We start from the raw sequence: 15,148 nt of genomic DNA, 5'->3' as shown, positions 1-15,148 counted from the left end.
TGGTGACACTGATTTCCTCCCCCATATCAGTCCGCCTGCCCCACGGGCCTCGCACCGGAAAGGCGCGCACCGGCCGTGCAGGGCATGACCCCAAGACTATAGTTCCGGCGTCGGCCGGCCTAGTGTCCCGCCATGCCCGGAGTGCCCTCAACACGACAAACCCATCCCGATAAGGGAATATATAGCTATGAAGGCACGCATTCTGGTGGTAGATGATGACGAAGCGCTGGCCGAGATGATTGGAATTGTCCTCCGTAATGACGGCTTCGAGCCGGTCTTTTGCGCTGACGGCGCCCAGGCTCTCGATGTTTTCCGCTCATCACGGCCCGACCTTGTCCTGCTCGACCTCATGCTTCCCGGCATGGACGGCATTGAGGTCTGCCGGCAGGTCCGGGGCGAATCCGATGTCCCGATTGTCATGCTGACCGCCAAGTCCGATACCTCCGACGTCGTTCGCGGACTGGAATCCGGGGCCGATGACTACGTGCCGAAGCCGTTCAAGCCCGCCGAACTGGTGGCCCGCGTGCGCGCCCGTCTCCGCCCCGGCGACCAGAAGGCCCCCGAAACGCTGAAGATCGCGGACATCACCATCGACGTCGCCGGCCATACCGTCAGCAGGGGCAGCGAGCGCATTTCCCTGACCCCGCTGGAGTTTGACCTCCTGGTGGCGCTCGCCCGCAAGCCGTGGCAGGTGTTCACCCGGGAGCTGCTGCTGGAGCAGGTCTGGGGCTACCGCCACGCCGCCGATACCCGCCTGGTCAACGTCCATGTCCAGCGCCTGCGGTCCAAGATCGAACAGGACCCGGAAGCCCCGGAAGTTGTATTGACGGTGCGTGGTGTCGGCTACAAAGCAGGGGTCTGACCCCGCCGCCCAGGACGGGACTTCACCGGCCGGCGAACCGCATGACGCGCCTGGGCCCGGCAGCACCCCCGCTGCCGATCTCCGGCACGTCGCGTTCCGCGCCCGGATCTGGCAGCGCCGCGCCCTCATCGTCGCGCTCCGCGTGGCACGGCTGGTCGGCACCGGTGTCCGCCGGTTCCTTCCCGGACTGAGGTACCTCGGCCGGGCGCTGCAGCAGCGCTGGCGCCGGTCCCTGCAGTTCCGAACCGTCCTGACAACCCTGATGCTGGCCGTCACATCCTTCGCCGTCGTCGGGGCCTACCTGTCCAACCAGATCGCCAACAACCTCTTCCAGGAGCGGCTGACGCAAGCCGAATCGGAGACGCGCTACAACGTCAAGCAGGTGCAGGAAACGTTCGACGGCGCCCAGGTCACCGACCAGTCGAGCGTCATCACGCTGGTCTCCGACACCCTCAGCGCCGTGGAGGGCCGGGGTTCGGTCATCCAACGGCGCTACGTCTTTGAAGCGATGCCCAACCAGACAAAACCCCGCAACCGCTGGGTCGAGTCCCGCGCGTCCGATCAATTGACGGTCAGCGTCATTCCGCCGGAACTGCGCAAGGCAGTGCAGGATTCGGGCAAGGACCAGTACTGGGCTTCCACCGTCATCCCGGTGGGAACCGAGGACCGGCCGGGCATCGCCGTCGGAAACAAGGTCACCTTCAACGGCACCGTCTACGAGCTGTACCTCATCTACGACCTCAATACCGCGCAGCAAACACTGAATGAGATCCAAAGCGTCCTCTGGGCCGGCGGTGCGGTACTGGTCCTGCTGATCGGCGCCGTGGCCTGGTACGTCACGCGCAACGTGGTCAGTCCGGTAAGCCACGCCGCCATGGTTTCCGAAAAGCTCGCCGCCGGCCAACTGCAGGAGCGCATGGTGGTGAAGGGCGAGGACGAAGTGGCCCGCCTTGGGGCCTCCTTCAACCACATGGCGGCCAGCCTGCAGGAACAGATCACGCAACTTGCCACTCTGTCCCAGATGCAGCAGCGGTTTGTTTCGGACGTTTCGCACGAGCTGAGGACGCCACTGACCACGGTCCGGATGGCTGCGGAAGTGCTCTACGACGCCCGTGACGATTTCGATCCGATCAACAAACGGTCCGCCGAGCTGCTGTATAACCAGGTGGAGCGGTTCCAGTCGCTCCTTTCGGACCTGCTTGAAATCAGCCGGTTCGATGCAGGCGTTGCAGTCCTTGATGCCGAACCCGAGGACCTCCTCCAGGTCATCGCCCACGTCATCGAAGGCGCTGCTCCTGTGGCCGCGGAGTACGGCTCCGAAATCCTCTTCACGGCACCCAAGGACGCCGTCATCGTGGAAATGGATGCGCGGCGGATCGACCGCATCCTGCGCAACCTGATCCTGAACGCTGTGGAGCACGGTGAGGGCAAACCGGTGACTGTCACCGTTGCGGTGAATGACACCGCTGTAGGCGTTGCCGTCAGGGACCACGGCATCGGGATGGACCAGGCCCAGGCCGCAAGGGTTTTCGACAGGTTCTGGCGTGCCGATCCTGCCCGCGCCCGCACTACGGGTGGCAGCGGGCTGGGGCTGTCCATTGCCATGGAGGACACCAAGCTGCACCATGGCTGGCTGCAGGCGTGGGGACGGAAAGGTGACGGCGCGAACTTCCGGCTGACCCTGCCATTGCGCCAGGACGGTGAACTTAACGAGTCGCCCATCCAGCTGGAACCGAAGGACGCCACCATACCCGGAGCGCCGGGAACCATCCCTGCGGAACAGGACTACAAGAACATGCTGCTACTGCAGACACGTGCGGCCGCACCCGCTCCGGTCCAGTCTCCCGAGGAGACACCATGAGGTCCGGCATGCGCCACGCCAGGTACCCGGCAGCACTGCTCGCGCTTCTGATGGTCCTCCTTTCGGGTTGCGCTCGGATTCCCACTTCCGGGCCGGTGGGAAAGAGCAGCGAAAGCAGCGCCGGCAACGTCAGTGCCCCCGTCTTCCTGCCCGCAGCGCCCCAGCCCGGCGCATCACCTGAAACCATCATCGACTACTTCTACCGGGCCGGCAGCGGTTACGAGGACGACTACGCGGTTGCGCGCCAGTACCTGACACAGGCATCGGCCGTGTCCTGGAAACCGGACAAACGCGCACTCGTCTACCGCGCGGCCCGCGTTGTCCCCACGGATACCGAGAACGTCTTCAACTATGAGCTCGACGTCTCCTACACGGTGGATGCTGACGGCATCGCCACCCAATCGCCGCCGGGCACGGTGGAACGTATTCCCGTGACCGTGACCCAGGTGGACGGCGAGTGGCGTATCTCCGCAATTCCAGACGGGACCGCCATCGCCGAGGAAACGTTCAAAGTGATCTACGGCGCGTATCCCATCTACTTCTACGACCCCACCTTCACCTACGCCATCCCCGACGTCCGCTGGTTCCTGAAGAACAAGACCGTCAAAGCTATGACCAGCGCCCTGCTGTCCGGTCCGGCGCCGTACCTGCGCGGCGCCGTCGCCAGCGCGTTCCCCTCCGGCATCAAGCTGGCCCGTGAGTCCGTCCCGGTGGTCTCGGGTGCCGCGCAGGTGGACCTGACCGCCAAGGAGCTGACGGAGACCTCGGCGGAGGACAGGCTGCGCATGCAGATGCAGCTGACCTTGACCTTCCGCAGCCAACCGGATGTGGTCAATGTCGAACTGCGCGCCAACCAGGACCTGGTCCGGGTGGAGGACAACGGGTCCGTCCTTCCTCCGGTGCTGGACAGGACCGTGCCGTCGCGCCAGATCGCCATCAGTGGCAACGAGCTGGTGCGCTACGAAAACAACCGGGTTTCACCCTTGCCTGACATGCAGCCGGTCTCGGCCCTGAACCCGCGCTATCCGGCAGAATCTCCGGTGTCGCAGACGGCAGCCTTCCTCAACGACGGCCGCACCACCCTTTACAGCATCAGCCCTGGGCAACCCGCGCGTGCCCTTACCACCCGCACCACCCTCAGCAGGCCGTCCTTCAGCGTCAGCGACTGGGTCTGGACGGCCGGGCCAGGCGGCTCCGGCGCCACCGAAGTCGTGGCGTTCCACCCCACCGGCGTGGCCGAGGGGGCGCCCGTACCGTCGGTAACCCTGGCGCCGACGTGGCTTGCCGGCCGGACGGTGAAGGAATTCCGCATCTCGCGCGACGGCGTGCGCGCCCTGGTCATCTCCGAACAGAACGGGAAATCCAAAGTGCAGGTGACGGGCGTGATCCGCACGGCCGACGGCACGCCGCGCGAACTGACGGCCCCGATCGCCCTGGTCAGTGCCAGCGATCCGGACCAGGGAGTGTGGGTGAATGGCACCACTGTCGTCGTCATGAAGGAGGCAGCCGGGGCCAACGTCACGCCGGAACTTCTCTCGCTTACCTCGGGTCAGCCGCAGCAGCTGGCTCCCTGGCCCGGGCTGGTTGCCATCAGCGCCGGAAACGGTGCAGACGACATCTACGTCCAGTCCGGCGAGGGGATCTTCCAGCGGCTCGGCAACGGCTGGTCGCCACAAATCAAGGGCCCGATCGATCCTGCCTTCCCGGGCTGACACTGTTCGAAGCCACTGGTCTTTCGCGCCGGGCCCGGTCCGTCGCTGCCCGGCTTGTCCACATAGCTGCGCAGGGGTCCGGACTGCTGCGCGCGCCTGATGCATGGTGGAAGGGTGAACGGCAAATCGGGCGGAGGCGGCGCAATGGAGTCCGGACCCTGGCATCCGCGGACGACGGACCCGGACCTCCAGCCGCCACCGCCTTTCCCGGCCCTGCACAGGGCTGAGCACGCCTCCGTCCTCCTGCGGCTGGCGGACTGGCTGTCGGGGGCAGGGGAGGATCTCCTGGCCCTGGCGGTGCCCGTTGACTGCGTCTGCTGCGGTGCGGAGGACCGAACTCTCTGCGCGTCCTGCAGCAGCCGAATCCGCCGGCTGGCACGGACCCCCTTCCGGGCTGAAAGCGGTGCGCCCGCGTTGATGGATGTCGACGGGACCATCATGCTGCCGGTGGTTGCCGCGGGTGTGTACCGGGACGAACTGGCGCAGGGCCTGCTCTCGTTCAAGCGGCACGGCCAGCACCAGCTGCGCAGGAGCCTGGGCCGGGCACTTGCCGCGGCGGTGAGGGCTGCAGCGCGGGGCGGCAGCGGGGTCCTGCTGGTTCCGGTGCCCACCGGCACGGCCGCGTACGTCAGCCGGGGGTTCAGCCCGGTCCACCTGCTCGTGGAGGAGGCGGCACGGCAGTTGCCCGGGCTCGACGTCGCGGATGTCCTGGCCAAGAAGCCCGGACCCGGCGGCCAGTTCCCCGGCCGGATGGGCGGCCAGAAAGGGCTGGGCAGGGGAGCCCGCGCGCAGCGGGTCAGGGGTTCCATGCGGGTCCCTCCGGGAAACCGCCAAAAGGTCCTGGGGCGTCCCTGCATCATCATCGATGACGTGCTGACAACCGGCGCCACCATTGGCGAAGCAGCCCGTGCCCTGCATGCCGCCGGCGCCCAGGTGAGGGGCGCCGTCGTGCTTGCGGCGACACGCCCGCCCGACGCCGCCGGCCCCGCCGCTCCGGCCCCCATCCCGCACGGGAGTAGCCATGACTTAGAAAAAAATAAACCGGGAAAGGATGAATAACAGGTGGCTATGAACTAACGTCGGTGGTGGGTACCAAGAACAGAATGTACCTTTCGATGGCGGCTCGGAGAGGGGCTCGACTGTCAGACAGCCCGGCCCAAGGAAGTGCCGCCGTCGTGTCACCGAAGTCATTTGGAGGGCACCATGGAGTTTATGATCAGCGGACGAAATCTGACCGTTTCAGACCGGTTCCGCGAGTACGCCGGGGAAAAGATCGCGAAGATCGAATCGCTTGGCGACAAGATCCAGCGGGTCGATACGAAAGTCTCCAAGGAGACCAATGCCCGGCAGACCGGCGACCAGTTGACCGTCGAGGTGACAGTCCTGGGCCGGGGCCCTGTAATCCGCGCCGAAGCGAGCGCCGCAGACAAATTCGCCGCCTTTGACCTCGCCTACAACAAGTTGCTTGAGCGGCTCCGGCGCGCAAAGGACCGCAAGAAGGTCCACCATGGCCGCCACACCCCCAAGGCTGTCCGTGAAGCCACTGCTTCCCTCGAACCCGCCAGCGCACATGAGCCGCTGTACCTGGAAGCCAACCGCTGGAGCGAATCCGCGCAGGCAGCCGAGGAAAAGTCCCCCTACGATGTCGAGAACGACATCCCGGCCGGGAATTCCCCGGTGCTGATCCGGCGCAAGGTCTTTCCTGCCGCATCCATGACGCTTGACGACGCCGTGGACAACATGGAGCTTGTGGGCCACGACTTCTATCTCTTCGTCGACAAAGCCACCAACACGCCGTCGGTCGTGTACCGCCGCCGCGGGTGGACCTACGGCGTCATCACCCTGGACCACGAATGCGAACCAGGGGATACCGTCGTTGAGGAAAAGGTCCTTGCCTACCGTTCGGACGACGCCCCCGCCAACGCTTAAGGTGGCATCAACCACCGGAGAGGACTGACTTGCCGGCATCGCTGAGCCTGGACCAGGCACGGCGGATCGCACTGGCAGCGCAGGGACTCCACAGAGGACGGCCCACCGGCCCCGTGACAGCACGGACGGTGGGCCGCACCTTTGCGCGTCTCCAGCTCGTCCAGATCGACTCCGTCAATGTCCTGGTCCGGAGCCACTTCCTGCCCTTCTATTCCCGCCTTGGGAACTACGACCGGGACATCCTGCAACGCATGTCCGGAAGCCATCCCCGGCGGATGCTTGAGTATTGGGCCCACGAAGCTAGCTTCATCCGGCCGGAACATTACGGCGACCTCCTGCTATGGCAGAAACGGGCCTGGGTGGGCGCCTCCCGCATGGAGCCGGCGCTCCGGAACGATGTGGCGGCCAGGATCATGGCGGTTCTCGCGCGGTCCCGGCCCATGACGGCGTCTGAACTGACGGCACGGATCGGTCACGTCGAAGAGAAACAAGCAGGGAACTGGGGGTGGAACTGGAACGCTGTGAAGCGCGTCCTGGAGCACCTCTTCGAGGAAGGACTGGTGTCGGCCGCGTCCAGGACCGCCCAGTTCGAACGCCGGTACACGCTGACCTCCAAGGTGCTCCCGCGGCAGGCCGCGGCGGCACCGGAGGGGGATTCGGTGGCTGCCCTCCGCCGCCTGACCGATGCAGCCGCCCAGGCCCACGGGATCGGCAGCGTCCGCTGCTTCGCCGACTACTTCCGGACTCCGGTCAAGGCAACAGCGCTGGCCGTCGAGCAGTTGGTGGAACAGGGCAGGTTGGTGCCGGTCACGGTGGCCGGCTGGGGACGGCAGGTGTTCCGGCACGTCGATTCCCTGCTGCCCCGGGAAGCCAGCGGGCGTGCATTGCTGAGCCCGTTCGATTCCCTGGTCTTTGAGCGGCGGCGCCTGTTCGAGCTTTTTGGGTTCCACTACCGGATCGAAATCTATACCCCGGAGCCTAGGCGGCGCTTCGGGTACTACGTGCTCCCTTTCCTGCTGCGAGACAGGATGGTGGCACGCGTTGATCTCAAAGCTGACCGGGCAACAGGGCGGCTTCTGGTGAGGTCCGCCTTCGCCGAGCCGGACGCACCCCAGGACACCGCCGCCGAACTCGCCGCCGAGCTGGCCCTTATGGCCGAATGGCTTGGCCTGCCCCACGTGGAAGTGGAGCCGGCAGGCGACCTTGCCGCCGCCCTGGCCCACGAGCTGGCGCGGCTGTAGGGAGTATCCGCTCTCAGGGAAAAGGGGCACCGGCCGCGTGTCTCTCCCGTAGACTGAACACGCCAGAATTCGGCGGCATCAGACTGGGAGCATCTTCACGTGGCATCACTTATTGAAAAAATTCTCCGCACGGGTGACAAGAAAACACTCCGGCAGCTGCGGAACTATGCCGATTCCATTAACGCCCTCGAAGACTCATTCAAGACATTTACCGACGCGGAACTGCGGGAGGAAACGGACCGCCTCCGTGCACGCCACCAGGATGGCGAAAAGCTCGATGACCTGCTTCCGGAAGCTTTCGCCGCAGTCCGTGAAGCGTCATCCCGGACCCTGGGCATGCGCCACTTCGACGTCCAGCTGATGGGTGGCGCCGCCCTGCACCTTGGCAACATTGCCGAAATGAAGACCGGTGAAGGCAAGACCCTGGTGGCGACCGCTCCCGCCTACCTGAATGCCCTCGCCGGCAAGGGCGTCCACGTGGTCACGGTCAACGACTACCTCGCGGAATACCAGTCCGAGCTCATGGGCCGCGTCTACCGCTTCCTTGGCCTGACCAGCGGCGTCATCCTCGCCAACCAGGACCCGGCTGTCCGCCGCCAGCAGTATGCAGCCGATATCACCTACGGGACCAACAACGAGTTCGGGTTCGACTATTTGCGCGACAACATGGCGTGGGACCGGACCGAGCTGGTCCAGCGGGGCCACAACTTTGCCATCGTGGATGAAGTCGACTCCATCCTCATCGACGAGGCACGCACGCCGTTGATCATCTCCGGTCCGGCGCAGGGGGACACCAACCGTTGGTACAGCGAATTCGCCAAGGTCGTGCTCCGGCTGCAGGCGGACAAGGACTACGAGGTCGACGAAAAGAAGCGCACGGTGGGCGTGCTGGAGACCGGCATCGAGAAGGTCGAAGACTACCTGGGCATCTCCAACCTGTACGAGTCGGCAAACACGCCCCTGATTGGGTTCCTCAACAACGCCATTAAGGCCAAGGAGCTGTTCAAGCGCGACAAGGACTACGTCATCCTGGACGGTGAAGTGTTGATCGTTGACGAGCACACTGGCCGCATCCTGGCGGGCCGGCGCTACAACGAGGGCATGCACCAGGCGATCGAGGCCAAGGAAGGCGTCGAGATCAAGGCGGAGAACCAGACCCTCGCCACCGTGACGCTGCAGAACTACTTCCGCATGTACAGCAAGCTTTCCGGCATGACCGGTACCGCCGAGACTGAGGCGGCCGAGTTCATGAGCACCTATAAGCTCGGCGTCGTTGCCATTCCCACCAACCGGGACATGCAGCGGATCGACCAGCCGGACCTCGTCTTCAAGAACGAGGTTGTAAAGTTCGACGCCGTGGTGCGCGATATCGCCGAACGCCACGAAAATGGCCAGCCCGTCCTCGTTGGCACCACCAGCGTGGAGAAGAGCGAGTACCTGTCCAAGCTGCTCGCCAAGGAAGGCATCCGCCACGAGGTCCTGAACGCCAAGAACCACGCCCGTGAGGCTGCCATCGTCGCCCAGGCGGGACGCAAGGGCGCTGTCACCGTGGCCACCAACATGGCGGGCCGCGGTACGGACATCATGCTGGGCGGCAACGCCGAATTCACAGCCGTCGCCGAACTTGCCAAGCGCGGTCTTGATCCGGAGGAGAACTCCGAAGAGTACGAGGCCGCGTGGCCCGCAGCGCTCGAAGCAGCCAAGCAGTCCGTCAAGGACGAACACGAGGAAGTCCTGGACCTTGGGGGCCTGTACGTCCTGGGCACCGAGCGCCACGAATCACGCCGCATCGACAACCAGCTCCGCGGCCGCTCCGGCCGCCAGGGCGACCCCGGCGAGTCCCGCTTCTACCTGTCGCTGACCGATGACCTCATGCGGCTCTTCAACTCCGGCGCCGCGGAACGGCTGATGAACAGCTCCGTTCCGGACGACGTCGCGCTGGAATCGAAGCTCGTATCGCGGGCCATCGCTTCCGCCCAGGGGCAGGTGGAGGGCCGGAACGCCGAGCAGCGCAAGAATGTCCTGAAATACGACGACGTCCTCAACCGCCAGCGCGAAGCCATCTACAGCGACCGCCGCCGCATCCTTGAGGGCGATGACCTGCACGAAAAGGTGCAGTTCTTTATCGAGGACACCATCACAGCCCTGATCGATGCCGCCACGGCAGAGGGGAACGGTGACGACTGGGACTTCCACCAGCTGTGGACGAACCTCAAAACGCTTTACCCTGTCAGCGTTACCGCTGAAGACATCATCGAAGAAGCCGGCGGCAAGTCCAGGGTCACGGTGGAACTGTTGAAGGAGGAGATCCTCTCCGACGCCCGGCTGGTCTACCAGTCCCGCGAGGAGGTCATCGGCTCCGAAAGCATGCGAGAGCTCGAGCGCCGTGTGGTCCTGTCCGTCATTGGCCGCAAGTGGCAGGAACACCTCTACGAGATGGATTACCTCAAGGAGGGCATCGGCCTGCGCGCCATGGCACAGCGTGATCCGCTGGTGGAGTACCAGCGCGAAGGTTTTGCCATGTTCCAGAGCATGATGGAAGCCATCCGGGAGGAAAGTGTCGGCTTCCTGTACAACCTCGAGGTGGAGGTGACGCCGGCACAGGATGTTGTGGTTCCGGACGCCGCCGGCGGTCATACCGAGCACGTGGACCCGCAGGTTCACGCGGCCGGCCTCGAGGCCCCCGAAAAGCCGGCGCAGCTTCAGTACACGGCTCCCAGCGAGAGCGGCGGCACGCAGACCCGGGTGGAAACCCGTGCAGGAAGCGGGCGCTCCGGCAACCCTGCCAAGGCAGCTGCCCAGGACGCTGCCAAGCGCCCGGCGAAGAAAAAGAAGCGGTAACGGCACTGTCGCAATCCGCCGACGGTGTTGGTAAACAGGGCAGGGGCCTCGCGGCCCCTGCCCTGTTTGCTTGTCGGATAGTACTTCCGTCCCCTGCGGACTTTCCGATGAGTCACCCGATAATGAGCTCAACGATCCGCCAGACCTGCTTGCTGCGCTCCAGCCGAACCGCAACGGCACGCGCACGAACGTCATCTACCACTACGGCACTTGCCTCGTAGATCCCCTCGGCCACCTCGCATACCCGAACTGAACGGACAGTGGAATTCCGGTGGAGCCGGGCGAGTGCGGGATTCCCCGTCCGTGTATGTTCCCTCCTGATCAGTGCGGCCCGGTGCTGCAGCGACGCGAGGCACCGCGGGTCGAGGCGCCGTGCCAGCTGGTGAATGGGACGGACCCCGGCGAGGACTTCCATGGAGGCCTGTACCGTCCCCCTGGTGATGGCCGTGACTTCAGCCGCCTCGCTGATCGGCCGCAGTGATGGCGGGTTCGTACCGCGGGGCGGGCCTGCCAGCGCCGTCGCGCCCGACCCTGACGCGGGGTTAATCACGGCCGTTCCGCCATTGACGCTGTTGGCGGACGTCTTCCGGACGGCCCGTACCGATGTCACTGCAGTCATTGTTATCCCCTTGCTTCAATAGCTGATGGTTTGAGTAGCTGTCTTGAGGTTGAGTGGCTCCGCCGGCCAATCAGGTACGGCGTGGGGCGCATTGATCGGACGCCCCGGTCCTGCCCGGCAGGGGGGCCGCGAACGGGGGAGCTGGAGGGCGGAAAGCGGAGGCTAGGGTCCTGCGGGCGCCCGAAGGATCTGGCCCGGAAGCAGCAGATCAGGACTGTCACCAATCAAGGCCCGGTTGGCTGCATACCACCGCGGCCATTCGAGGGCTATGTCCACATCCGATGCTCTTGGTCCCAACCGGGCAGCCACGATGGACCACAGCGTATCCCCGGCGAGTACGACTACTCCGTCCGGCTGGGTTTCCGTTCCAGGACCCCCCGGCGCCGCAGTGGTCCTGTTTTGGGGTGCGGCGATCAGGCCAGGTTCAACGACAGGGGCGGCAGGCTGCCACCCTGGGTCAGGTGCCGTGGTGGGTGTTCCGGCCGTTGGCTGCCATTGGGGCGACGCCTCTTCCATAGCGCTCCGTTGGCTTTCCGCGGTGAGGTGTGGGGACGGGGAAGGTGTCCCGGGCCGGCCGTTCCGGTCAGGGGCCGGAAGGCCATTGGCAGGGGCAAGGGTGGAGGCGGCCGCGGAGGATTGCCCGGACGTTGGTGTCCACTCCGGCCCCGGCGGTGTGGTGGCCGCCTGTGCGGCGGCGCCTGCCATCAGCTGTATCGAAAGGGCGGCGACCAGTGCCCTCCGCATGAAGGCGGGAGAGAGCTTCCGGGCCGCGGCCGCCGCCCTCTGCCGTCCCAACCGCTCCAGCAGGAGGGAGGTTCCGGCACATGCCATCGAAAATGCCCACCACAGCAGTAACCCGGTGCCGGCAGCTGCCGCGGCCGACGCCAGGAGGAACTCAACGGACGACTCCTGCGCGCTGGCTGTCGAAACCCGCCATTGTGCCAGCAGCCCTGCCCCCAGGACGCTGAGCAGGAAGCCGAGCACCAGCAGGGCCACCACCATGGCGGCGTCCTGCCACTCCCTCGAGCTGGATCGACCCATATCTCCACCCTTGTCATCATTTGATGCAATTTGATGTTGCTTGAATCAGTTTGAACCGCTTGAATTGGGTTTGTCCAGACGTTGGAATGAAAAAGATGCGCGTTGACTGGCGACGCAGCGCACCCTACGCTGGCGGGATGCGCTGGGATGCCCTCTTCAATGACCTGGAAAGCCAGCTGGCGGAGGCCGACCGGCTGGCCCTCGACGGAGAGGTCAGCGAGCGGACACGGGCCGAGATGGTTGGCCTGCGGCTCGAAGACAGGCTGCGCGCGGTTCTTGGCTGCAGGATCGGGGTCCACCTGGCGTGCGGCGAGTCCGCGGTGGGCGAATTGACCCACGTCGGGGCAGATGCCCTGGTCCTGGATGAAGACCGGCATCAGGTACTGGTTCCCTACGCGGCGGCAGTGCGGTACGTGGGTCTCGGCAGGCATGTCCGCCAGGAGAACTCAGCAGTCCGTCGCGCGATAGGACTGGCGCATTCCCTGCGGGCGCTGGCGCGCGACCGGGCGGAGGTAACTGTGACGCTTGACCGTGGGACTGGACGGCTGACGGGAGTTATCGACCGGGTTGGCGGGGACTACATCGACTTGGCCATGGTCAGCCCGGGGGAGGCCCGGAGGAACCACAGCGTGGGCCAGGTGTCAGCCATACCTTTCATTTCCCTGGCGATGATCAGGTCACCTAAGGCCGGTTCCGTGTAGCGGAGTCACACCGACTTGGAGCGTGACTCCTGGATCATACGGCTGGCCTCGGCATAGCGTTCCTCGATGTACTGCTCCAGCATCTTCTCTTCCACGCGCCACTGCCCGCGGCCGCCCACCTGGATGGCCTTCAACTCGCCGCTGCGGACCAAGGCGTAAGCGGCGGGGGAGTTGATCTGGAGCTGCTCAGCGACGTCCGCGAGCGTGAGGAACCGTGGCATGGATCCATTTTGCCATCATCTGGCGTCATTTGTGCCTGTTTTCCACAGATGGTCACTATTTAAGTAAATGACTTTTGTTCGCCGGGCCTTGCGGTAACAATGAGGAGTCCGGCCACAACGGGCAGGTCCGCATACGTAGGGGGAGAGCGGTATGGTTCCAGATTCAAGCGCCACTGCACCACGGTTGAAGCGCCCATCCTGGAAGGACCCCCGGCTGCTGGTGGGCGTTCTCCTGGTCCTGGTGTCCGTCGCGGGCGTTACCTTCCTGGTGGGGAGTGCCGACCGCACCACGGAGGTCTTCGCCGCGAAGGACGGCATTGCTGTGGGGGAGCGATTGACGCCGGAGAACGTGATCCGCGCCAAGGTGCGCCTGGGTGATACCGAACAGCACTACATCACCGTCGCTGACGGCCTGCCACAGGATGTTGTCGCCGTCCAGCGGATTGGCAAGGACCAATTGGTTCCCAGGGCAAGCGTAGGGAGTGCGGACCGGCTGGACCGAAAGCCCGTTGCCCTCAACATCGCGCAGACATTGCCGTCGCAGGCAACTGCAGGTGCCAGGGTTGACGTGTGGGTGGCGCAACCTGATGCCAAGAACGGATTCAGCGAGCCAAAGCTGATTCTTCCCGGTGCCGAAATTGCTGAGGTCACCACTGGCTCAACTGCCCTTGGCTCGTCCAAGATAACGGTGCTGATGGTGCTGGTGGAGGATAAGCAATTGCCGGCGCTGCTGGGTGCCCAGGCCAATGACGCCAAGATATCCGTTGTGTGGAATCCGGGCGGCGTCCGATGAGTATCCCGGTGGTCACCGTTGGCCAACGCCAGGAAGATTTGGTGGGCGGCCTCGAAAGGCTTCACGGTCCCGTTACGGTGGTTCGGAGGTGTACGGAACTTCCCGAGCTTCTTGCGGCCTGCCAAAGCGGACTTGCACGGGCTGCCGTGGTCTCCGAGGGGTCCGAGGGCCTGACAGCTTCCCTCGTCGACCGCCTCGGTGCTGTTGGGGTGGCGGTCATTGCACTGACGGACGACTCCGATGAGGCAGCCCGGCTCCGGAAGATTGGGGTGGCCTCGACGCTGACAGGCGTGGAGGCCACGGAGCTTTCGGACCGGATCGCCGACGCCGTCGCCCAACTGACAGGTATGGTCCGGCCCGCCAACGTGAGTGCGGCCGCTGACACGGGGGCCGCCCTGGCCGCAGAGCCCGTGCAGCCTGACGCCGACGCGGAGGCCCGCTTCTCCGGCGAACTGATCGTTGTTTGGGGTCCTGCCGGGTCACCCGGCCGGACGACGGTCGCCGTGAACATCGCCGGGGAGATGGCCGCCGAAGGCCGGGATGTCCTGCTGGTCGACGCCGATACCTACGGGGCCAGCATCGCCGCGGTGCTTGGGCTTCTGGATGAGTCAGCCGGACTTGCCCAGGCGTGCCGGCTTGCAGACCAAGGCCTGCTGGACTTAGACGCACTCCGGAATGTGGCCGCCACGGTGGCCACGGCGTCCGGGACGTTCCGGGTGCTGACGGGCATAACCCGGGCCGATCGATGGACCGAACTGCGGACCACTGCGCTGGCGCTCGTCCTTGAAAGGGCCCGGCAGATTGCCGAGGTTGTGGTGGTCGACACCGGTTTTTGCCTCGAGGCGGATGAAGAACTGAGCTTCGACACCATGGCGCCCCGGCGGAATGCGGCCACCCTGCGACCGCTGGAACTGGCCGACTCAGTGTACGCCATCGGCGCGGCCGATCCCGTCGGGGTACCACGGATGGTGCGTGCCCTCTCTGAACTCGAGGGCGCCGTGCCCCAGGCGTCGCCGATTGTAGTGATGAACAAGGTGCGGTCCTCATCCGTAGGGAGGGCACCGGAACGCCAGTTACGGGATGCCTGGGAACGCTATGGCCCGGCCTCGGAACTTAGGACCTTCCTGCCCTACGATCCCGAAGCCGCCGACGCTGCGCTTTTGGCGGGGTCCCTGCTTCTTGAAGTTTCTCCGGACTCGGCGCTGCGGCGTGCAATCCGCCAACTTGTTTGTGCACCCGACCAGCGAAAAACGAAATCCTCTGTATTTTCTTCCACACCACGGCGGAGGGCAAAGGACTAGGCTCGCCATAAGAGCTGCAAGGGTGC

The 15,148-nt window shown here is 65.1% G+C and carries 13 protein-coding genes; 10 read left to right on the top strand and 3 right to left on the bottom strand.

The features are described 5' to 3' along the window. Nucleotides 1-187: 187 nt before the first annotated feature. From mtrA to secA, 7 genes are all read left to right on the top strand, one after another. The gene (mtrA, locus tag ACFVTD_RS01330) at nt 188-862 is read left to right on the top strand and encodes an MtrAB system response regulator MtrA (protein ID WP_159631554.1); all 675 of its coding nucleotides are present in this window, start codon (nt 188-190) and stop codon (nt 860-862) included. Further along, nucleotides 837-2,723 (top strand): MtrAB system histidine kinase MtrB, encoded by a 1,887-nt coding sequence (gene mtrB / locus ACFVTD_RS01325; protein WP_387558923.1) that lies wholly within the window; start codon nt 837-839, stop codon nt 2,721-2,723. Before mtrA ends, mtrB begins: the two co-directional genes overlap by 26 nt. Further along, a complete protein-coding gene (locus tag ACFVTD_RS01320; RefSeq protein ID WP_387556973.1) occupies nt 2,720-4,435 on the top strand; it encodes an LpqB family beta-propeller domain-containing protein in 1,716 nt (571 codons plus the stop codon). Before mtrB ends, ACFVTD_RS01320 begins: the two co-directional genes overlap by 4 nt. 144 nt (nt 4,436-4,579) lie before the next feature. Next, the gene (locus tag ACFVTD_RS01315) at nt 4,580-5,494 is read left to right on the top strand and encodes a ComF family protein (protein WP_387556970.1); all 915 of its coding nucleotides are present in this window, start codon (nt 4,580-4,582) and stop codon (nt 5,492-5,494) included. Nucleotides 5,495-5,638: 144 nt separating this feature from the next. Continuing rightward, nucleotides 5,639-6,364, top strand: coding sequence for a ribosome hibernation-promoting factor, HPF/YfiA family (gene hpf / locus ACFVTD_RS01310; RefSeq protein ID WP_387556967.1), 726 nt, complete (start codon nt 5,639-5,641; stop codon nt 6,362-6,364). 29 nt (nt 6,365-6,393) lie between these two features. Continuing rightward, nucleotides 6,394-7,605: a winged helix-turn-helix domain-containing protein gene (locus tag ACFVTD_RS01305; RefSeq protein WP_387556964.1), complete on the top strand. Its 1,212-nt coding sequence runs from the start codon at nt 6,394-6,396 to the stop codon at nt 7,603-7,605. Nucleotides 7,606-7,704: 99 nt separating this feature from the next. After that, nucleotides 7,705-10,446, top strand: a complete 2,742-nt coding sequence (gene secA / locus ACFVTD_RS01300) for a preprotein translocase subunit SecA (protein WP_387556961.1) — start codon at nt 7,705-7,707, stop codon at nt 10,444-10,446. A 112-nt stretch (nt 10,447-10,558) separates the two neighbouring features. Here the strand turns inward: secA and ACFVTD_RS01295 are convergent, their stop codons facing one another. Then, the gene (locus ACFVTD_RS01295) at nt 10,559-11,065 is read right to left on the bottom strand and encodes an Rv3235 family protein (protein WP_387556958.1); all 507 of its coding nucleotides are present in this window, start codon (nt 11,063-11,065) and stop codon (nt 10,559-10,561) included. A gap of 162 nt (nt 11,066-11,227) precedes the next feature. Further along, a complete protein-coding gene (locus ACFVTD_RS01290) occupies nt 11,228-12,106 on the bottom strand; it encodes a LysM peptidoglycan-binding domain-containing protein (protein WP_387556956.1) in 879 nt (292 codons plus the stop codon). Nucleotides 12,107-12,201: 95 nt separating this feature from the next. On the opposite strand from ACFVTD_RS01290, the gene ACFVTD_RS01285 reads away from it, so the two are divergent. After that, nucleotides 12,202-12,807, top strand: a complete 606-nt coding sequence (locus tag ACFVTD_RS01285; RefSeq protein WP_387556953.1) for a hypothetical protein — start codon at nt 12,202-12,204, stop codon at nt 12,805-12,807. 5 nt (nt 12,808-12,812) lie between these two features. On the opposite strand, the gene ACFVTD_RS01280 is transcribed toward ACFVTD_RS01285, so the two are convergent. Then, nucleotides 12,813-13,028, bottom strand: a complete 216-nt coding sequence (locus tag ACFVTD_RS01280; protein WP_018768505.1) for a helix-turn-helix domain-containing protein — start codon at nt 13,026-13,028, stop codon at nt 12,813-12,815. A gap of 151 nt (nt 13,029-13,179) precedes the next feature. Between ACFVTD_RS01280 and ACFVTD_RS01275 the strand changes: the two genes are divergently transcribed. Both ACFVTD_RS01275 and ACFVTD_RS01270 read left to right on the top strand, forming a co-directional pair. Beyond that, nucleotides 13,180-13,821, top strand: coding sequence for a hypothetical protein (locus ACFVTD_RS01275; RefSeq protein ID WP_387556949.1), 642 nt, complete (start codon nt 13,180-13,182; stop codon nt 13,819-13,821). After that, a complete protein-coding gene (locus tag ACFVTD_RS01270; protein ID WP_387556946.1) occupies nt 13,818-15,122 on the top strand; it encodes a CpaE family protein in 1,305 nt (434 codons plus the stop codon). The genes ACFVTD_RS01275 and ACFVTD_RS01270 overlap by 4 nt, the downstream gene beginning before the upstream one ends. Nucleotides 15,123-15,148 lie beyond the last annotated feature (26 nt).

It is taken from the genome of Pseudarthrobacter sp. NPDC058119, from assembly GCF_042884655.1.
In the GTDB taxonomy this organism is placed as follows: Bacteria; Actinomycetota; Actinomycetes; order Actinomycetales; family Micrococcaceae; genus Arthrobacter.
This window is presented reverse-complemented; position numbering and strand designations above follow the sequence as displayed.